Annotated in this window: 21 protein-coding genes and 1 pseudogene; all 22 read right to left on the bottom strand. The window is 48.9% G+C overall.

What is annotated here, in order from left to right; translation table 11 throughout:
* Nucleotides 1-20 precede the first annotated feature (20 nt).
* The gene (locus ACEYW6_RS09255) at nucleotides 21-761 is read right to left on the bottom strand and encodes a CPBP family intramembrane glutamic endopeptidase (RefSeq protein ID WP_412979482.1); all 741 of its coding nucleotides are present in this window, start codon (nucleotides 759-761) and stop codon (nucleotides 21-23) included.
* A 64-nt stretch (nucleotides 762-825) separates the two neighbouring features.
* Nucleotides 826-1,785, bottom strand: a complete 960-nt coding sequence (locus ACEYW6_RS09260) for a CPBP family intramembrane glutamic endopeptidase (protein WP_412979483.1) — start codon at nucleotides 1,783-1,785, stop codon at nucleotides 826-828.
* Between the two features lie 82 nt (nucleotides 1,786-1,867).
* Nucleotides 1,868-2,578 carry a TetR/AcrR family transcriptional regulator gene (locus ACEYW6_RS09265; protein ID WP_199326303.1) on the bottom strand — a complete coding sequence of 237 codons (711 nt, stop codon included), beginning with the start codon at nucleotides 2,576-2,578 and terminating at the stop codon, nucleotides 1,868-1,870.
* A 265-nt stretch (nucleotides 2,579-2,843) separates the two neighbouring features.
* Nucleotides 2,844-3,785 (bottom strand): DUF5996 family protein, encoded by a 942-nt coding sequence (locus ACEYW6_RS09270; RefSeq protein ID WP_412979484.1) that lies wholly within the window; start codon nucleotides 3,783-3,785, stop codon nucleotides 2,844-2,846.
* A gap of 70 nt (nucleotides 3,786-3,855) precedes the next feature.
* Nucleotides 3,856-4,101 carry a UBP-type zinc finger domain-containing protein gene (locus ACEYW6_RS09275; protein WP_338421223.1) on the bottom strand — a complete coding sequence of 82 codons (246 nt, stop codon included), beginning with the start codon at nucleotides 4,099-4,101 and terminating at the stop codon, nucleotides 3,856-3,858.
* Complete coding sequence (locus tag ACEYW6_RS09280) at nucleotides 4,082-4,525, bottom strand: hypothetical protein (protein WP_412979485.1); 444 nt, start codon at nucleotides 4,523-4,525, stop codon at nucleotides 4,082-4,084. The genes ACEYW6_RS09275 and ACEYW6_RS09280 overlap by 20 nt, the downstream gene beginning before the upstream one ends.
* A complete protein-coding gene (locus tag ACEYW6_RS09285) occupies nucleotides 4,503-6,059 on the bottom strand; it encodes a GMC family oxidoreductase (RefSeq protein ID WP_412979486.1) in 1,557 nt (518 codons plus the stop codon). The genes ACEYW6_RS09280 and ACEYW6_RS09285 overlap by 23 nt, the downstream gene beginning before the upstream one ends.
* Nucleotides 6,060-6,132: 73 nt before the next feature.
* Nucleotides 6,133-6,858, bottom strand: coding sequence for an alpha/beta fold hydrolase (locus ACEYW6_RS09290; protein ID WP_412979487.1), 726 nt, complete (start codon nucleotides 6,856-6,858; stop codon nucleotides 6,133-6,135).
* A gap of 61 nt (nucleotides 6,859-6,919) precedes the next feature.
* Nucleotides 6,920-7,561 (bottom strand): annotated as a pseudogene (locus tag ACEYW6_RS09295) (SDR family oxidoreductase).
* A gap of 58 nt (nucleotides 7,562-7,619) precedes the next feature.
* Nucleotides 7,620-7,988, bottom strand: coding sequence for a cupin domain-containing protein (locus ACEYW6_RS09300; protein ID WP_412979488.1), 369 nt, complete (start codon nucleotides 7,986-7,988; stop codon nucleotides 7,620-7,622).
* Between the two features lie 38 nt (nucleotides 7,989-8,026).
* Nucleotides 8,027-8,257, bottom strand: a complete 231-nt coding sequence (locus ACEYW6_RS09305) for an AraC family transcriptional regulator (protein WP_153228519.1) — start codon at nucleotides 8,255-8,257, stop codon at nucleotides 8,027-8,029.
* A 133-nt stretch (nucleotides 8,258-8,390) separates the two neighbouring features.
* The gene (locus ACEYW6_RS09310; protein ID WP_412979489.1) at nucleotides 8,391-9,056 is read right to left on the bottom strand and encodes a hydrolase; all 666 of its coding nucleotides are present in this window, start codon (nucleotides 9,054-9,056) and stop codon (nucleotides 8,391-8,393) included.
* Nucleotides 9,057-9,492: 436 nt separating this feature from the next.
* Entirely contained in the window at nucleotides 9,493-10,353 is an 861-nt protein-coding gene (locus ACEYW6_RS09315) for an alpha/beta fold hydrolase (protein WP_412979490.1), read from the bottom strand.
* A 442-nt stretch (nucleotides 10,354-10,795) separates the two neighbouring features.
* Nucleotides 10,796-12,715, bottom strand: a complete 1,920-nt coding sequence (locus tag ACEYW6_RS09320) for an alpha/beta fold hydrolase (RefSeq protein ID WP_412979491.1) — start codon at nucleotides 12,713-12,715, stop codon at nucleotides 10,796-10,798.
* A complete protein-coding gene (locus ACEYW6_RS09325; RefSeq protein WP_153228381.1) occupies nucleotides 12,712-12,864 on the bottom strand; it encodes a hypothetical protein in 153 nt (50 codons plus the stop codon). The genes ACEYW6_RS09320 and ACEYW6_RS09325 overlap by 4 nt, the downstream gene beginning before the upstream one ends.
* A 17-nt stretch (nucleotides 12,865-12,881) precedes the next feature.
* Nucleotides 12,882-13,637, bottom strand: a complete 756-nt coding sequence (locus tag ACEYW6_RS09330) for an SDR family oxidoreductase (protein ID WP_011316793.1) — start codon at nucleotides 13,635-13,637, stop codon at nucleotides 12,882-12,884.
* Nucleotides 13,638-13,799: 162 nt separating this feature from the next.
* Nucleotides 13,800-14,381, bottom strand: a complete 582-nt coding sequence (locus ACEYW6_RS09335; protein WP_412979492.1) for a hypothetical protein — start codon at nucleotides 14,379-14,381, stop codon at nucleotides 13,800-13,802.
* 420 nt (nucleotides 14,382-14,801) lie between these two features.
* A complete protein-coding gene (locus ACEYW6_RS09340; RefSeq protein WP_041457393.1) occupies nucleotides 14,802-14,984 on the bottom strand; it encodes a hypothetical protein in 183 nt (60 codons plus the stop codon).
* Between the two features lie 187 nt (nucleotides 14,985-15,171).
* Nucleotides 15,172-15,729: a DsbA family protein gene (locus ACEYW6_RS09345; RefSeq protein ID WP_412979493.1), complete on the bottom strand. Its 558-nt coding sequence runs from the start codon at nucleotides 15,727-15,729 to the stop codon at nucleotides 15,172-15,174.
* A gap of 234 nt (nucleotides 15,730-15,963) precedes the next feature.
* The gene (locus ACEYW6_RS09350; protein WP_412979494.1) at nucleotides 15,964-16,698 is read right to left on the bottom strand and encodes an SDR family oxidoreductase; all 735 of its coding nucleotides are present in this window, start codon (nucleotides 16,696-16,698) and stop codon (nucleotides 15,964-15,966) included.
* Nucleotides 16,699-16,761: 63 nt separating this feature from the next.
* The gene (locus ACEYW6_RS09355; RefSeq protein ID WP_412979495.1) at nucleotides 16,762-17,400 is read right to left on the bottom strand and encodes a nuclear transport factor 2 family protein; all 639 of its coding nucleotides are present in this window, start codon (nucleotides 17,398-17,400) and stop codon (nucleotides 16,762-16,764) included.
* 25 nt (nucleotides 17,401-17,425) lie between these two features.
* Nucleotides 17,426-18,331, bottom strand: coding sequence for an NmrA family NAD(P)-binding protein (locus ACEYW6_RS09360; RefSeq protein ID WP_412979496.1), 906 nt, complete (start codon nucleotides 18,329-18,331; stop codon nucleotides 17,426-17,428).
* Between the last annotated feature and the right edge of the window lie 101 nt (nucleotides 18,332-18,432).

The following is an 18,432-nucleotide window of genomic DNA, read 5'->3' on the forward strand; positions in this document are numbered from 1 at the left end:
TCTCCAGATGATCTGTCCTATTAGCCCGTGCTGGTGAACACCACCATCAGCAGGAACGAGGGCAGGTTGAAAACGAAGTGGACGACGAGACCCGGCCAGATCGATCCACTTCGACGGAAGACCTCGGCGGTGGCAAGACCAGCCACCACAGCAGCGGGAAAGATGTTGTTGATCCCATGCATGAGAGCGAAGATCACAGTGCTGCCCACGACCCCAGCGAACGGGCCGTAGCGCAGCAGCGCGTTGGTGACGATGCCTCGGTAGAGCAGTTCCTCACCAAGGGGTGAGAAGACGGCAATGAACACCGTGCTCAAAACCAGAGACAGTAACCCGCCGCGAGCGCCATCTCCGTAAACATCCTGGACATTGTTCGTGTCCCCAGTGATCTGAACCCAGGCTAGGATCGCCAGACTCTTGAGCACGAAGGCAACCAGTCCTACTCCGACGCCGATCAGGAGCCAGCGAACAGAGGTGCGACGCACGCCGAAGGCACTCAGGGAACGAATCCGCAGCCGCGCAGCCACCGCGAACGCGATCAGCGTGGCGACACCAGTCCATGCAGTTAAGATCAGGCCGTAGACCACGGGGTCAAGACTGAGTTGCTTGAACAGCGAGATGCCTCCGAACCCTACAATTAAATAGACAACGAGTCCGACGATAATCTCGGGCCAGCCCGGACGGGAGGTCTTGCTAGACCGAGCCGAGGACGCGGAAGGGGGCTTTCCCGACTCCCGCAAGTGATTTGAAGAAACACGAGGCATGATAATTGACTCCTTTTATCGGGTTGCTGACTTCAGTTGCTGATGGGTTCGGGATTTGCCGGGGTCACCAACGACCACTCCGATCGCTCTGGGAAACGAGTTTGGATACCCCGTCGCGTTTGAACACCTTGTAGGCGATCGCCAGAAACACGGGTACTGCAACCAGCACTGATAGCGCCCCGTAGGTCGCGTGATACTCGCTGATTGTGAACAGAGCTGGTGAGGGCAAGGCAGTTCCAGTGATGTTGAACAGAAGTGTCCCACCGATGTTGTTCGCGAAGTGTACGCCGATGGCGAGTTCAGTGGTGCCGTCAATCAACGAGACCACAGTCCACACCAGACCCGGAACGAAGAAGTAGTTGGAAAAGACCGTGAGCCAGCCGCCTGCGGACACCTCCGGGTTAAGGAGGTGCGGCAGGGTGAATATCACGGCTGGCACGATCGCCAGAAAAACGCGGTTGCTCCAGATGAGGCTCGCACCCTGCACAACGTATCCGCGAAAGAAAAGCTCCTCGGTAGTGGTCTGGATCGCGGTAAGAACCAGCGCCAACGGCACGAAGAGTGCGAAGGTTATGAGGTTGGAGTTGAAAGAGAAGGTATCCGGGTAGAACAGATACTGCCCCAGCCCACCGATCAGACAGTACGGCACGAACCACGCCACAAATCCGTGACCGACCCGATGCCAGTCTATCCGCTCCCGCGCCGTGATGAGCGTCCGGGGGTGGCGACGGTGGACGAGGGAGACGGCGATAAGGACTCCCACGAAGAAGAACAGGAAACTCGCCATGACAAACAGGTAGTATTCCACGGGACTGAGCACTGAGGGGTCTGCCTGTCCGCCGAGCGCGAACGCGACGAGTACGCTGGCACCACTACCGACGACCAACCACGCAAAGAGGATGATCACCAGTCCCAAAACATACCGCCACCCCCGATGCTTACCCCACCGGGCAGCCTCCACGTAAGTCGTGTCTTTCACTTCCGTTCCGATTTTCTGATGTCCTGTGATTGCTTTGATCCTCATCTTCGTCTCCTTTGCTCGTGCGTGTATGTATTGCTCGAATCGGGCTGCTCGAATTGGGCTGTAGTTGCCGTTGCGATTGTTTTTAGGGATCAACGGGATCACCGACGGCTCCGCCAGTGGCTACGCGCACAGCTTGGGCTATATGCCTGATGGGGTTGCCGATGGAGGCAGGATCGGCTCCCGACATGAGGGCGGTGCTGACATCTTCGCTAATGACGCGCAAAACTGCGGTGGTGACAGCCGCGTGCAACCGCACCTCAATATCATCAGATGGGCGGCGCAGGCGATCCGCGATGATCTCGACCAGTTCTCGCTCAATTCGATCGTGAGTCATTAGCCAGGCGGCTCGAAGATCCGGCTCTTTTTCAGCCAGCACGGTCATCTTGATGACAGCCTCGTCGTAGGCTTGCTGCTCGACATCTTTGGTTCGGTTCGTTGCCCATTCAAGGAGGTGATCTTCAAGAGAGACTTCCCGAGGCCAGCGGCGCAGCACCGCCACACACTCCTCGACATCCTGCGCCAAGACCGGCTCAGCACAGCTTTCCTTGTTGCGGAAGTACCGCCAGAGGGTTCGCACCGAGATTCCAACCGCGCTTGCGATTTGTTCGCCGCTCGTGGCAGCAACACCGTGTTCCCAGAACAAACGCGCTGCCTCCCGCGAAATCTCCAGACGTACCCGCTGTTGCCGTTGTGCATTCATCCCCCCTGATTTGCGATCGCCTGATTTGTGATTGCTCATCGCGTTGCTGTCACCATCACTCGCCATAGCCGTCTTTCGTGCCATATTTGTCATTTAATGACATTTTGTCACTAAATGACATACCTCGCAAGAGATAGCTTTTGCAAATGATTTACACCGCGCTGCTGATTTCGGACTTGACCCCAGTTTTGATTACGAAAGCTCCTTGTTTGCTTACCGCGTTGTATAACTGCTGTTTGCAAATCGGTTGTCCGCTTATCCACTATCCATTCAGTATCTCTAAGTGGCAGCAGATCGCCTCAAACTTTGTATCAAGGTCGCTAGTCCATCCGCTTCAGCAATTTGCAATTTGTTAGCCTTACACGGTTGGGGAACGCTCCAGCGCAACTCGATCCCAATGTCCTAAATTGGCTGCTGCTTCATAGGTGCTTTGGAAAAAGGCAAGGAGCATTGCATCTGGATCGTCAGCTTGTCTCACGGCTTCATAGGGTAGGATAAACTCTTGCATCTCTGAGCTGTAAAAAGCTTCTGTGGGTTGGATTGGGTAATCTCGAAACCCTTCCGGCGCAGGGTAAGCGTAAGCGTAAAAAACAGGCTCCACAACTGACCCACCCCCAGGCCAAAAGCCGCAGCTACTAACTTCATGTGAATAAGCTTCTCGTGTGACCCAATCTGCCATATTCGGAACTCCTCCTGGGTGTTCTGGCGCACGACGACCAGAGAAACGAGTCACAGCCAAGTCAAAGCTGCCCCAAAAAAAATGTACAGGGCTGGATTTACCAATAAACTGGGAACGGAATAAGGTCATGACCCGATCGACTTGCACGAGAATTCGCCAGAACCGTTGTGCATACTCCGGATCGTAAGCTGCGTGTTGATAGTCCTGATCGAACGGGATGGGTTCTGACACTTCTTGCGGCATTGTCCAGATTTGAACTTCGATGCCGATGTCGCTCAATGTAGTTAGCACCATTTGGTAAAAATCTGCCACAGAGCGAGGAGCCAGTGCAATTCTTTTAGTAATGCCGTCGCTAGTGTCGATTTGTAGTTGATGGTCGAGAAAATCAAAGCTAATTTGAAAGTTACGAGTTCCGCAAGGGATTGAAGCGGTTGTTAGTCCACGCGGTGTGACATAAAGAGTAGATTGCCACCAGTGATTGAGTTTAGGTGCCAGTGCCAACCGGATTTTACCGATGACTTGCGTCCATAGATGGAGAGTTGCATAGGTATCCTGCCAAGCTGCTAAGGGCAAACTGGGCCAAACGATGTCAATGGAAGTACTTTGATTAGAAACAGCCATGAAAATCACCCACATGAGAAGAACATGTTGAAGAAATGAGAAGGAAATCTAGATGAAATCAGAATCGCTATCAATAGTCTTTTCCCTGTTCATCTGCAAAACACCATAACCACTGCTCCCCCAATTCAGCCGAACTAACTACTGCATGATTGGTTGCTTCATAATGACGACGAGCGTGTTGATGCTTAGAAGAATCGCAGCACAGCATTTTGCCACAGGTTTGGCAAATCCGCAGGTGTACCCAGCGGCTATTTATTTTAATGCACTCTTCACAACGAAATACGGGATAGGCTGCTTTAGAAATCAGGTTTTCCACAGTTAGATTGTTGAGATGTTCGCAAGTCATAGTTTTTTGGTATCCCTGGTAGAAGACAACGGTGAACAGAATGATTGAGGCTGATGTGAAACCGGAAATTAAGGTGTTCTACTGGATGCTTTAACGGAGCGAGGGCAGTGTCTTCTGTACAGTAGAGGTAACTTCTAGGAATCGATAGCGAGTAAAACTGCTTCAAGTCCAGCGTATCAATCAATGATTGATACGCTTGGGGCAATAATTGTGCGTAACTGGATTGAGCCATTTCGAGGTCAGCATCGTTGAGAAATGCTTCTCGCCACATCTCAAACGGCATCACCATCGTATGATCGTCCGATTCTCTAGCTAGGGAGTCAAATAACGCTTGATAATGCGGCGGAAGGCTATCTCTGAGGCTTTCACCATCATTGAGGCAATTTTGTTCCAACTTTTATCAAATCGGCAGCCTTTTCTCCAATCATAATTGCTGGTGCATTTGTGTTTCCTGTGATCATAGTTGGCATAATCGATGCATCAACAACTCGTAACCCTTCAATCCCCCGTACCTTGAGTTGAGGATCGACAACCGCCATTTGATCAATACCCATTTTGCACGTCCCAACAGGATGCCACGCTGTACCGCACGTTTGCCGAATATAATCTTCGATTGCTTTGTCGCTATGCACAGAACTCCCTGGAGCAATTTCCTCGCCCCGGAACTCATTAAACGCATCGGAGTACACAATTTGACGCAAAATTTTAAGTCCTTCAACCATCAGTTGCATATCAGATTCTTTCTGAAGATAGTTGACCTGAATTAACGGTGGGTCGAAGGGGGAGGAGGAACGTAGTCTTACGCTACCACGACTTTCAGGACGGGTGATGTAAAAGGAAAAGGTGAATCCCAAACCTTCACGTGCATAGGCAGGATCGACATATAAAATTGGAACAATTGTAAATTGCAAATTAGGCGCTGCATCTAAATCATTGTTGGTATGCAGAAATAACCCAGCCTCTCCCCCATTACTACTTGGCGCAAGGGGCACGTCCTGAGTAGACTGGTAGGCAATAACAGCAAGTGGGTGATCTTGAAGATTCTGGCCTACACCCGGCAAATCAACAACTACAGGAATGCCGGAAGCTCGCAGATGTTCTGCTGGTCCAATTCCAGAAAGCATGAGCAGTTTAGGAGAATCGAAGGCACCAGCACTCAAAATCACCTCGGAGTTGACCCTGATTTGATACTCCGTTCCGTTTTGAACATACACTACCCCTACTGCACGCTTTCCCTCAAAGAGTAAACGAGTCACCAATGCTCCTGTTTGAATGGTCAAGTTGGGGCGATCTTTAATCGGACGCAGAAATGCCACTGCTGTACTTTGGCGCTTGCCATCTTTCACGGTCACTTGGTAAAGTCCTGCACCTTCCTGCTGTACGCCATTAAAGTCGGGATTTTGCTCATAGCCCTGTGCGATCGCGGCTTCCACAAAGCGTTGCGACACTTTTGCAGGAGAAAGTGGATCTGTGATACTAAGTGGTCCATCAACCCCGTGAAATAACGATGCTCCCCGCTGCTGGTTTTCCGATTTCTTGAAGTAAGGCAAGACATCCTGATAACTCCAACCAATATTACCTAACGCTTGCCAGCTATTGTAGTCACGTTCATTGCCTCGTATATAAATCATGCCATTAATCGAACTGCTGCCGCCCAAGACTTTACCGCGTGAAGATAAAATTTTGCGGTTATTTAAGTAAGGTTCCCCTTCAGTTAAGTATGCCCAGTCCACTTCCGAGCCTAAGAGTGTAGTAGGCCACAATGAGGGAACTTGAAGTTCTGGCTTGGTATCAGGATCACCCGCTTCGAGCAGCAATACTTTAGTATTAGGGTCTTCTGTAAGACGGTTGGCAACAACGCAGCCTGCTGAACCGGCGCCAATCACAATATAATCAAAAGCAGCACTGTGATGGTATGTAGTTGTCATGATTTCTCCTTTTCAGGTCATTGTTTGTTGAATGACGGCGACATTAGTGGGTTGGCGATCGCAAATTCTGCTGCTAGTCGCGCCCTGCCACAATCATCTTTTCTGCCAAACCAACCGGGTTAGAAAACATGACCTCGTGACTACCGGGCATTTGCACGAACCGAAATAGCCCCAAGCGGCTAGACATTCTGGGATGCCAACCCCAATCGCCTTGAGGAAGGACGTTGTCTTCGGTACAGTAGAGGTAGCTTTTGGGGATGGGCAGCGAGTAAAACTGCTTCAGGTCTAACTTGTCAAGCCACGGTTGATACGGTTGGGGCGATAATTGTGCGTAACTGGATCGAGCTAGTTCGAGGTCAGCGTCGTTGATAAACGCTTCTCGCCAAATCTCAAAAGGTAGCATCACCGTATGATCGCCCGATTGTCTCGCTAGCTGATCGGATAACGCTTGAGAGTGCGGTGGGGTGTTATCGTTGAGGCTTTCACCATCATTGAGGACAAAGGCATTGAAGAAGATGAGTCGTCGAATGCGATTGCTGATTGCTTCAGCAACTTTGGCAATAATTGTCCCACCGAAACTATGTCCGACTAGAACGATATCATTTAAGTCTTTACTCACAATGTAATCGACGATTGATTGCGTGCATTGAGCATGGTTGACGTTTTTGTTCACGCCTTTGCCATGTCCAGCGATCGTGGGCGCAAAAGCATGATGTCCCTTTGCTTCTAGTTGATCAATGACTGCCTGCCAAGCAGAACCATCATGCCAGGAGCCATGAACTAAGACAAAAGTTGACATAGAATCCTTCCTTGTAGATGTGATCTGAAAATCAAGCTCGTCTGTTCTCTCTTGAAATGGGTCAGTTTGCTGTGTATCCGCCATTGATCACTAAGGATTGTCCAGTGATGTAGCTGGCAGCATCAGAGCAAAGGAAAACAACAACTTGAGCGACTTCTTCTGCCTGAGCAATGCGACCCATCAGCACCATAGCTGTAACAGCATCAGCCGTCACGCCCAATTTTTCAAAGACACGATTAAGACCCTCAGTCGCAATGTTTCCAGGATTCACCGCGTTAATCCGGATGCCCTGCTTAGCATAATCCAGTGCTGCCGATCTTCGCTGACGCTCGTTCGCGTAGCGTGTCGTAGACAAGACTCGCTAATGCTAGCCTGCGGCAACGCCAAGGGCGAACGCAAACGCAGCAGCACTTCGCTATCGCGTTAGTCCCATAACGGCATGTTTACTCGCGCTGTAAGGAGAGCCTCCTGGCAGTCCAAACAAACCTGCAAGTGAGGAGTTGTTAACAATTACGCCCGATTCTTGAGATAACATGTGCTGAATTTCATATCCCATGCACAAAAACAGTCCCCAGACGTTGATCTCCATGAGTTTGTCAAACTCCTCGATCGATTGTTCATGCAGGGGTTTCAAGAGTTCCTCATTGCCTACATTGTTGAAAGCACAATCGAGTCGTTCGTAGGTTACAACGGTCTTTTGCACTAATGCTTTGTTTCCTAAGATCGTGATCAATCATCCCTAGCAGTGAGATTTGCATGAATCAGACTGGTGCATAAATCGTTTCGTCTTCTTTGCGCCAAGCTGGATCAACTAGACAAACGAAAACAAGGGGTTCGTCGCCGTAGTTGTGAAGGAACTGAATGGCATTTGGAGGAATGTAAACCGCATCGCCTGGTTCAATGCGACGAACTTCGCTATCGATCGACATTTCGCCAACACCGCTAATGATGTAATAAACCTCAGAAGTCTTTAGAGAATGGGGAATCGAAGTTTCGCCAACAGGCAAGATCGCATACGCCAAACTGTAACGCAAGTTGATGTCTTGTTTGTCAGGATGAAGCAGTTCGCGCAGAACAGTTCCATCTCCAGCGATAATTTCTTCACAGTCGTTTAGTTTTTGGATCAGCATACATTTTTTAGGTTGGCAATTACACAATCGGAGCAAGTTCAAAATCTGTAAATTTTGGAGAAGAAATTTGCCTGTTCCACGCGCCGTTGAATTACGTACTGATAGGGCGAAATCCCCATCGTTCGCTTAAACAAACTTGCACAGTAAGTCGGGCTGATGTAAACTACACTTACCAGTTCGGCTAAGGATAAATCACGATTCAGATGAGCATGAATGTAATCGATCGCTTGCTGCAATTGGCTGTAAGTTAAGCTTCTATTCTCAGGCATGATAATTTGTACGACCTCAGAATAGTGGCGCAACAGATGAATCACTAACGCTTGAGACGGAGACAGTATTTTATCTTTTTCAAAATGCTGTCTCCTATTTTACTTGTTGCTTCCGTAGAGGAAACCTCAAGTATTAATGTCCACCTGAGATCGCTGGAGGGGTTGTTGCCAGGAGCTGAAGTTCCCATGCAAGGGCCACTGCACTAGCACCGCCATGCTCAAGAAGAATCTCTGATACACCCGCAGATGTTTCTGTGCGAGCCCAGTCACGTTGCCATTCAGCAAGTACAGCCATCCAGTTGATTGGAACTGCACCAGCCTGAACCATTCGGCGAACCGCCATGTCATGAGCTTCCGCACTAACACCGCCCGAAGCATCGGTAACGATGAATACTTCATAACCTTCACCCAGCGCCTGGATTGCTGGCATTGCGAGACATATCTCGGTCCAAAGCGCAGCAAGTATAAGTTGCTTGCGGCCGCTTTTCTTCACTACATCTGTAACGTTTGGATCTTCCCAAGTATTGATGAAAGTGCGGTTGATCGGTTTTTGATCGGGAAAAACATCCTGTAGTCCCTTGATGATGTAACCCCCTCTCTCTTCAATGACTGTGGTCAGGATTGTGGGTACGTTAAACACTTTTGCCGATTTAGCAAGACCAATCACATTGTTAATGATCATCGTGGGTTCATGGCTGTTCAAGTTGGTGAACTGATAAGGCTGGTGGTCAATCAGTACCAGGATGCTATCTTCTGGACGAAGCAGTCCTTCTAAGCCGATTTTTGGATTTTTAGACATCGCTATAAGTCTCCATTCAAGTTTACTTTTTAGACACGCCCTAGTGGCGTGGCAAGGCTAAAATAGTGCAAAAATAAGTTATTGTCGTGTGGGCATCTTGCCAGCAGATGACGGGCTAGTAGTTCACCAACCCAAAATTGCTAGGCTAGGGCAAGCAGGGGGAGAAAGAGATTTTTTTTGCTGCTATTAACCTTGCAAAGTTTTCTTGCGAGACTACTAGAAGCCCATCCCACAAGAGAGTTTTAATGCAACATTTAAGGCTTGCCACGCCACTAGCGTGTGATACCATTTCACTAAGATTTTGATACAGACCCAAATCCAGAAACCTTTACAAAAGATAGGTTTCTTAATTTTGAATTTTGAATTGGTATGAGTCTGAATCAAAGGGGTGAATCACACAGTTTTTTCACAAGCCAGAAATTCAGCAGGTCACTGATTATTCCTGCTGAAGAAAGTCCAGTAACAAGGGATTGATCTGATCGGCGTGAGTCCAGTTGATGGCGTGCGGCCCGCCAGGGATGACAACAAGTTGACTGTTTTTAATCAGCTTTGGAAGTCTTGCTGCGGTGGACTCCAGTGGCAAAATGCGATCGCTATCTCCATGAATAATCAGAGTTGGTACATCAATGCGGGGCAAATCGTCGCGGAAATCGGTGAGCCAAGAGGGTACACAGTCCAAAGTCCCTTTAGCAGAAGCTCCTACTGCTACATTCCAACTGGCTTGAATTGCTTCATTGCTGATGCGTTGGCGAAGCCTCTCGGAACGAGAATCGCCAAGCAATACATCAACATTGAAAAACTCTTTGAAAAAGGCAGAGAAATAAGCTGGACGATCGTCAACAATCGCTTTCATAATGCCATCGAAAACGCTTTGATCAACACCCTCTGGATTGTCGTCTGTCTTTAACAGAAACGGTGAAACGGGAGCTATCAGCACGGCTTTCTGCACCCGCTCTGAGCCGTATTTGCCAAGATAACGTGTGACTTCACCCGTTCCCATTGAGAAACCGACCAGCACGGTATTTTGCAAGTCAAGCTTGGTCATGAGTGTATTCAAATCGGCGGCGAAGGTATCGTAGTCATAGCCAGATGAGGGCTGACTGGAGTTGCCAAATCCTCGGCGATCGTAGGTAATTACTCGATATCCTGCATTCAGTAAAACTAAAACCTGCTTCTCCCAGGAATGTCCGTTCAATGGAAATCCATGAATCAGAACAATCGGTTGTCCTGTCCCAAGATCTTCGTAGTAGAGATCGATGGTTGCAGAGTTTTCTTGACCAACGGTAATGTAAGGCATGAGAGGTTTCTCCATTGTAAATTGATGATGTGTTTTTGTCTGTTGCATCACAATCACCGTCTTAACAATGCTGCGTTAAGCAGCAGACTTCAGATAGGGCAAGCATCCATTGCCTACCATCGCTTCAGAACAACGAGAATCCTTCATTGTTGCCCGAGCGCGATCGCCGCGTTTGCCACCTCTAAGATTGCTTTATTTTTGGCTGACATTTGAATCTCTCCTCTGTTCAATTGGATGCTTTAAGCGATAACTTCGTTAAGCTTTCCTTCTCTACGAGAGGCTGCGCCAACGGAACGCTGCGCGTAGCTTGCTTCCCCGTAGGGGTACGCTAACGCTGTTGCTCTACCAATTCCCAATGTTTCTCCTATTCCAATCAATATTGACCTTCAGCACACAATCAAACTCCGATCCGTTTAGCAATTATTAACGCTGTAAAGCTGGTCTAATCTTCTGTAAACTTCAGCACAATTTTGCCCCGTGTTCCTCCCTGCTCTAGACGCTGATGTGCCAGAACGACCTGATCCCAAGAAAATACTGAATCAATCACTGGACGAAGCTGATGACGCTCGATGAGTTTTGTCAAAGCCTCTAATTTTGCTCGGTACTGGGGTGAAAAAACAAAATGAATCGTCAGATTCTTACCCCATGCTTCAAGAAGCGATTGCGGTATTGCAATGTCTACAATGCTTGTAAGCCTACCAAAGGGACGAATGATTTCTAAACTACGCTGAATTGTTTCTTTGCCGATCGTATCTAGAACTAAATCCACACCCAGTCCATTTGTTTCTTGACGAATGACTTCTACGTAATCTTCATTTTTGTAATCAATCACTCGATCTGCGCCCAGTTCTGTCACGAAATCTCGGTTTCTAGAACTACACGTCGCAAAAACGTATGCCCCTATCGCTTTGGCGAGTTGAACTGCGATCGAACCCACTCCACCCGCACCCGCATGGATGAGAACTGTTTCACCAACTTGTAGATTGCCCCTAGTCACTAGACAATCCCAAGCAGTTCCGCCTGCAAGCGGAAAAGAAGCTGCTTCAATGTGCGATAGATTTGCAGGCTTCAATGCAACAATCGCTGCATCAGCCACATGATACTGAGCGTAGCTACCAAATTCTCCAAAAATTTGCGGCGAGTAATATACGTTGTCTCCCACCTTGAAATCAGTCACAGCTTCGCCAATTGCCTCAATCACCCCTGAAACATCGACTCCAAGGATGGCAGGTAGTTGAACCAGTTCCTTGTAATCACCACGACGAGTTTGGTAATCGACAGGGTTAATCGAGGTTGCACAAACTCTGACTAACACCTGATTCGCCTTCAGTGTTGGTATGGGAACAGTTTGAATCTCAAACTTTTCAGCATCACCAAACGCAGTTAATACGGCTGCTTTCATAGATTCCATCTGTGCCAACTCTCCTTGATTTAGAATAAACAGTGACGGAATTTTGATACCACTCAGCGTAGGTAAGTTCTCCCTTTCAAGACGCAGCGTGGAACCGATCGTGCTGTCGAGGAACGCGCGGATCAACGTTGCTACCTCCTCCGCATGGGTCTCCAACGCGAAATGTCCGGCATCGAGCAGATGAATCTTTGCATCCGGGAGATCTCGCTGATAAGCGGCAGCACCAGCGGGCAGAAACGCCGGATCATGACGACCCCAGACGGCGAGAAGCGGCGGACGGTACTCACGAAAGTAGGACTGGAAGGCTGGATAGAACGCGACGTTGCTGCGGTAATCGAGGATCAGATCGAGCTGGATCTCCTCCGCGCCCGCTCGCCCCATGTAGGCGATGTCGAGTTCGTAGCCGTCGGGCGACAAAAGGTTTGGATCGGCTCCGATACCGTACTGCCAATTCCGGATTGTGTCTGGCGTGAGCGAGGAGCGGCAGGCTTCCCGATTCGCTGCGCTCGGTTCGCGCCAATAGGTCTCCCACGATCCCCATTCATCACTGAAACCCTCAAGGTAGGCGTTGCCGTTCTGCGAGATAATCGCAGATATCCGTTCAGGATGGCGCATTGCCAGACGCAGACCTATTGGCGCACCGTAGTCGAAGATGTAGAGTACGTATTGATCGAGCGACAAAGCATCGACGAAGCCCTCGATTACGTCGGCAAGGTGGTCGAACGTATAGTCGAACATCCCGCGTGGCGGTGCCTTAGTCTGTCCGAAACCAGGCAGATCCGGCGCGACGAGCCGAAAGCGATCGGCAAGCAGAGGGATCAGGTTGCGGAACATGTGGCTAGCGGTCGGAAAGCCGTGCAACAGCAGTATCACTGGCGCATTGCTTGACCCCGCCTCGCGGTAGAACACTTCGACATCGCCGACCTGTCGAAACCCGTAGCGTATTTTCATCGTACAATTCTCTTTTTTGATTTTCTTCCGACTGAACTTCGACACTCAGATTTGGAATCTTGGACACCTTTCGCATACCCTACGATCGCCGCTCCTAAACCGCGAGAACCGCCCGTTACCAGTGCAACTTTGCCTGCAAGTGTTGTCATCTCGCACTGTCGTTCGACTACTGCGCTACAAACCCACCATCTACCATCAACATTTCACCTGTTATGAACGATGCTATGTCAGATGATAAAAACAGAACTGCATTTGCAACTTCAAGCGGTGTTCCAATTCGTCCGATCGGGTGAAGTCCTGTTATATAAGCTTTGACCTCATCCTGCCCACCTGTAGCTGCTTCAAACATATCTGTTTCGATTGACCCTGGTGCAACGGCATTAATGCGAATACCCGCTTTGGCATATTGGAGCGCGGCGGCTTTTGTTAAACCTACTACTGCATGTTTACTCGCGGTGTAGAGGGGTACGCCAGGAAGTGCAACGACTCCAGCCCCAGATGATGTATTGACGATTGCACCACTTCCCTGTTTCAACATCTGAGCAATTTCATATTTCATCGACAACCAAACGCCTTTGACATTGACGTTCATAATGCGATCGTATTCCGCTTCTGTTTGCTCAATCAATGAGGGATTTTCGCCGACCATTCCTGCATTATTAAAGGCAATATCTAACCGACCAAAAACGCCAACCGCTTTATCAACCATTGCTTTAACATCGGCTTCTTTCGTGACATCTGATTGCACAAAAAACGCCTCTCCGCCAGCTTCCTGAATCAATCGAACCGTTTCTTCACCTTCATCTATTCGACGACCCACTACCACCACTTTTGCCTGTTGTTTGGCATAAGCGATCGCGGTTGCTCGACCGATGCCCGATGTTCCGCCAGTCACCAAAGCAACCTTGTCTTTCAGCATCATGATAGTTACCTCTTGTTGTGAATGGCTGTGTCACTTTGTCAAAAACTCAATGAGCAATACGTGTAGGGGCCAGCAATAAGAAGCACCTCCTACAACCAGGATGAGTACGATCCTGATTGCAACATGGCGGGTTTAGGCATTGATATTTGCTGGCTCCTACATTTAGTCGCGATCGATCAGTGCGTTTGAGGGCAAGCTCGGATCAAGTACCTTGCGCGCACTGTCAACCCCTACAACGGGCAGTGTACCCGGATCGAGCATGCCGAGTTGAACCAATACACTCGCCTGATCCCAGTAGAGATGTTCGTGGGCTAGCTTGTCGTCATGAAACTGAACAATTGCTACCAATGCCACTTCAACCCGTTTAAGAGTCGGAGCAATGCCGGGTAGCATCCAGTCCATCTGAATGGTATGAGTGAACTTAGCCACCATTTCATCGACGAGTTGATTGGTCCCGATTGTGCGCGAGACCGGAGTCAGCTCCATGTCCGGCGGTATCTGTGGAATGAAGTATTTGGAATAAAACTCGCGCAGTGCTGGTTTCCCTACTCCCCCAATCATTACCGGAATGCCGTTAACGTAAGCATCCTCAACCATCGTGGCGAGAGCATCTTCAGTGTTGTGAGCGTCAAACTCGTGCCGCAGATGCTCATCCCAAAGTTCTTGCAAAGACTCCTGGGCTGGTGTCAAATTGGTAGTTGCTTTTAAAGAAGCTTGTCCGTCTACAGTTTGCTCTTTGACCATGATTAAATACTCCTGGTTCTATCTATCTAAAGTGTCTTGAGTTCCAATGCTTGACTGCTTTCAGATTCTTAAAATGATTTGTCAGATTTTTGTGATGTTAGTGAACTTGTTTCAATAGACGTATAAGCATTCAGCGCCTGTTTCACGAATCAGTTTGGCAGTTTTTTCACCTTCTGCATCGCGTCTGCCTGAGAATACTACCTTTGCTCCAGCAGCACCAAATGCGATAACTTCTCTGCGAGACGCTACGCGAACGTTAAGCTTTCCTTCTCTACGAGAGGCTGCGCCCTAAGCGTAGCTATGCCGCAGGCTTTACGGAACGCTACGCGTAGCTTGCTTCCCCGTAGGAGTACGCTAACGCGGTTACACGACCAATTCCTGAAGTTCCGCCAGTGACTAACGCCACTTTATCTTGCAGTATCATTCTGTTTCTCCTGTTTCAATTTCGTCAGTTTGTATCGGGTAAGTTTGTCTCAGCAACTCAGTGACTTCTTGCGCGATCGCAATCAGGGCATGATTAACTGAGGAGTCGCGAAGAGAACCAGTCTGAGGTGTACCTTCATGCCCAGAATTATTCTTGCCTTGTACTAGTGAATGCGTCATAGAACTATCCTCAATGAAATACCGATTTGTAATTCACTAAATCAATACGCAGGAATTCAGTTGTTGGCATGGTTCAAAAAGCGGCAAATTTGTTCAGTGAAACAGGCAAAATCTAGCCATCAAAATTAGATGGCTTACAGCACTTACAGGCAAGTCAGATATGAATTGAGAGCAAAGATCGGGGAACTTAATAACTTGCAGCAATCATGGCAGCCATCAACTCCGTCGTGTTCCAGCGCTCGGTGTACCGAATTCTATTGATAAACAGGGCTGGGGTAGTCGTCACTCCACTCTGTATTCCGCCTTCGATATCTTCATTGATGCGATCGACATACACTTGTTTAGACAACTCTTTGAGAAATTGAGGAATGTCAAGCCCTAAATCATTGGCGTACTCGACAAGATAACCGTTCTCCAACCTTTGTTGATGGTCAAATAAAGTATCGCTCATTAACCAAAACTTTCCTTGAGCGGCGGCGGCAACGGCTGCTTGGGCTGCCCGTTGTGCCTGGGGATGAATCTGGATCTGTGGAAAATGGCGGAAGATAAAACATAAATAATCCTCTCCAAAAGAAACCGTAAGCTCTTGCCGAATGATTTTAATCAGTTTGTAAACGGCTGCACTTCTAGGACATTGATAATCCCCATACATCACTAATACCACGGCGGCACTTAGCACACCTTGACTGTGATCTTGGATTGAAGCTGGCACAACTAAAGAACTGGAACTATGGTCGTCGATCATCTTTCTACATCTGTATCAAGCATGGAACCTTGCGATTCACTTGCTCAATCCACATGAATTCAATATAAGCAATTGGGTTTTAGTTGTCGTCTACAGTGAGTTAACATTTTTAGGCTGTAATTTGATGGAGCAGCCGCTCCTTCTTAAGATAGAAGGTAGGCTCTAACTCAAGTTAGACTCAAAACTTAATTGCACGGTCAATCCTATCTGTCTGACGTGAACGAGAGCCGTTGCCTACATCATATGGCGGATCGGGCGAACAATCACTTCGTTGACATCGACATCATCCGGCTGAGACACGGCATACAGAACAGCGCTGGCAATCGTATCCGGGTTGAGTGCGTCTTTGCGAAGTTCTTTCAAGAAGCCTTTTGTTGGCTCGTCTGTGATATCAGAGCCGAGTTCGGTCTCAACCACGCCGGGAGAGATGGCGGTGACGCGAATCGTTTTTGACTCTTGCCGCAGTCCCTCAGAGATTGCCCAAACTGCATACTTGGTCGCGCAATAAACAGCAGCAGTGGGCACTACCACATGAGCACCAATAGATGCCGTATTGATGATCTGTCCGCCACCTTGCGCTTCCATGATCGGCAAAGCTGCTGCAATGCCATTCAACACGCCCTGGATATTCACGTTAATCATGTTGTCCCATTCCTCGACCTTCAAGGCGTTCATCGGCGATAAGGGCATCACGCCTGCATTGTTGAAGATGACATCGACGCGATCAAACTTGTCTTTTGCAAACCCAATGAACGCTTTCACATCTTCTCGATCGGTGACATCTACGGCTTTAAATTCTGCTGTACCGCCTGAGGCGTGGATCTCCTCAACAATCTTTTCGAGCTTTTCGGTGCGTCGTGCGCCCAAAAGCACCTTTGCACCGTTTCGAGCAAGTAACTTAGCTGTGGCTTCGCCAATCCCGCTACTGGCTCCAGTGATCGCAATGACTTTGTTCTCAATGTTTAACATCGTTGTTTTCCCTTCTGTTCGAGTTGAGTGCTGTGAACTAAATATTGATTTCCATTTCCTGAATCATGAAGGTGAAACCCTTGTCCACAATTCTGTAAATTTGCTCATGTCTAGGAAAGCGATCGCTTCGATTACCTGGTCATCTTTCATGCGGAAATACCAGGTGTAGGTATTCCGATACGGTCTGCCGTCTCTGGCAGTCGCCTCTCCGTCCCATAGCACGATCACCATATCGCCATCCGCCCAGATGCCGCGCACAGTCGGGACGATTGGAGTTGATAATCGGGCACTGGTCGGGCTAACGACTTGATCGAGTAATGCTTGTCGGCTGCGATATGTGCCCGCAGTTGCACCCGTCCCAGTAATTGTCCAGGTTACATCCGGGGCAAGCAGATCAAATGCACTGCCAGTTCCGTTGCGCCATTGGTCGAAAGACTGCTGGACAGTTGCTTTGTTGCGTTGCTCGATCATCTGAGTTGCTTGTGCATCTGCTGGATTAGACGCAGTTGCTTGGGATAAGTCTGCGATCGCTGAAGGCTGAACCAGAGAGGACTGCTGATTCAACGCTGTCGAGTAATCACTTGACTCAAATGCAGTCACATTCGATTGAATCTCTGCCTTCGCGCGAGCTTGCATCATCACCGGAATAGCCAACAGCCCAATCAGTCCTGCTCCCGTGAAAATTTGACTTAAATAACGCACTATTTCAATCTCCTCAAGCTAATTTTTACTTGGATTTGCTTCCAGTCAATCTATCAACAGCAGCTTCTATTGCAGTTTGTCCGGTGCGCGTTTCTATCTCTGGGCTACTTTCAAAGACGATATGACCAGAGTTGAAACCGCGCATCATCTCGCTGTAGCTGTTGACGGCTTCAGGTGAAAAGCCAAAGCTGGAAATTGTTGCTTGCCAGTCGCTTTCGGGAACAGCAATTGCCTGTACATTACGGTTAAGCACAGCGGCAAAAGCAGCAGCGACATCGTTTGGTGAGTAGTCGATCGGACCATGCAGTTCGATGATGCGCTGACCTTTCCAGTCTTCAATCATGGCTTCAGCCGCAGTGCGCCCGATGTCTTCGGTCGAAACCATAGGCAGCCGACGATCGAGTGGAGCAAAAAAACTGGGCAGTACCCCTAGTTCGGCAGCGATCGCGGCGGCACTCCCCCAATTCTCCATAAACGATGCCGCTCGCAGAACTGTGACGGGAACTGCCAAGTTGCCCAACATGCGCTCTAAAATATGGGTCGTCAAAATGTTGCCCGTACCGGAAGCGTGCTGTGAACCAACCGAAGACAGTAACACGACCTTCCGTGCATCAGCGTTTGTAAGGGCTTCAACATAACACTCGCCGATCTGTTCTGCCAGCGCAAACATATCGCTGACGTTGTAAGCAGGTGGGTTCATCACATAGACGGCATCCGCTTCACGCATCGCGGCGGTCATCGCTTCGACATCAGTGACTTCGGCAATCGCTACGTCTGCACCTTTCTGTCGCCATGTACTGGCAGCTTTATCAGAGCGCAAGACAACGCGCACTGGAAAATTTCTCTCAAGCAAAGCGTTAGCCACTGCTGAACCTGTCTGTCCCGTCGCTCCAAAAACTACATACATAAGGTTCTCCTGCTCATTAATCATTCCGGTCACTCAGGCGATTTTTGCCTTCTTGCATCATTGCCTGATCCTCATCTTGTCTATTCGTGTAAGTTCAGCATAGGTTGGAAAAGCTGTTCTTGAAA

This window comes from Nostoc sp. UIC 10607, from assembly GCF_047228265.1.
GTDB lineage: Bacteria > Cyanobacteriota > Cyanobacteriia > Cyanobacteriales > Nostocaceae > Nostoc > Nostoc foliaceum_A.

Excerpts from the sequence above, each read along its gene's own strand:
- ACEYW6_RS09255 (WP_412979482.1), bottom strand. The coding sequence starts at position 761 with ATGCCTCGTGTTTCTTCAAATCACTTGCGGGAGTCGGGAAAGCCCCCT.
- ACEYW6_RS09260 (WP_412979483.1), bottom strand. The coding sequence starts at position 1,785 with ATGAGGATCAAAGCAATCACAGGACATCAGAAAATCGGAACGGAAGTG.
- ACEYW6_RS09265 (WP_199326303.1), bottom strand. The coding sequence starts at position 2,578 with ATGACAAATATGGCACGAAAGACGGCTATGGCGAGTGATGGTGACAGC.
- ACEYW6_RS09270 (WP_412979484.1), bottom strand. The coding sequence starts at position 3,785 with ATGGCTGTTTCTAATCAAAGTACTTCCATTGACATCGTTTGGCCCAGT.
- ACEYW6_RS09285 (WP_412979486.1), bottom strand. The coding sequence starts at position 6,059 with ATGACAACTACATACCATCACAGTGCTGCTTTTGATTATATTGTGATT.
- ACEYW6_RS09290 (WP_412979487.1), bottom strand. The coding sequence starts at position 6,858 with ATGTCAACTTTTGTCTTAGTTCATGGCTCCTGGCATGATGGTTCTGCT.
- ACEYW6_RS09300 (WP_412979488.1), bottom strand. The coding sequence starts at position 7,988 with ATGCTGATCCAAAAACTAAACGACTGTGAAGAAATTATCGCTGGAGAT.
- ACEYW6_RS09305 (WP_153228519.1), bottom strand. The coding sequence starts at position 8,257 with ATGCCTGAGAATAGAAGCTTAACTTACAGCCAATTGCAGCAAGCGATC.
- ACEYW6_RS09310 (WP_412979489.1), bottom strand. The coding sequence starts at position 9,056 with ATGTCTAAAAATCCAAAAATCGGCTTAGAAGGACTGCTTCGTCCAGAA.
- ACEYW6_RS09315 (WP_412979490.1), bottom strand. The coding sequence starts at position 10,353 with ATGCCTTACATTACCGTTGGTCAAGAAAACTCTGCAACCATCGATCTC.
- ACEYW6_RS09320 (WP_412979491.1), bottom strand. The coding sequence starts at position 12,715 with ATGAAAATACGCTACGGGTTTCGACAGGTCGGCGATGTCGAAGTGTTC.
- ACEYW6_RS09325 (WP_153228381.1), bottom strand. The coding sequence starts at position 12,864 with ATGACAACACTTGCAGGCAAAGTTGCACTGGTAACGGGCGGTTCTCGC.
- ACEYW6_RS09330 (WP_011316793.1), bottom strand. The coding sequence starts at position 13,637 with ATGATGCTGAAAGACAAGGTTGCTTTGGTGACTGGCGGAACATCGGGC.
- ACEYW6_RS09335 (WP_412979492.1), bottom strand. The coding sequence starts at position 14,381 with ATGGTCAAAGAGCAAACTGTAGACGGACAAGCTTCTTTAAAAGCAACT.
- ACEYW6_RS09340 (WP_041457393.1), bottom strand. The coding sequence starts at position 14,984 with ATGACGCATTCACTAGTACAAGGCAAGAATAATTCTGGGCATGAAGGT.
- ACEYW6_RS09345 (WP_412979493.1), bottom strand. The coding sequence starts at position 15,729 with ATGATCGACGACCATAGTTCCAGTTCTTTAGTTGTGCCAGCTTCAATC.
- ACEYW6_RS09350 (WP_412979494.1), bottom strand. The coding sequence starts at position 16,698 with ATGTTAAACATTGAGAACAAAGTCATTGCGATCACTGGAGCCAGTAGC.
- ACEYW6_RS09360 (WP_412979496.1), bottom strand. The coding sequence starts at position 18,331 with ATGATTAATGAGCAGGAGAACCTTATGTATGTAGTTTTTGGAGCGACG.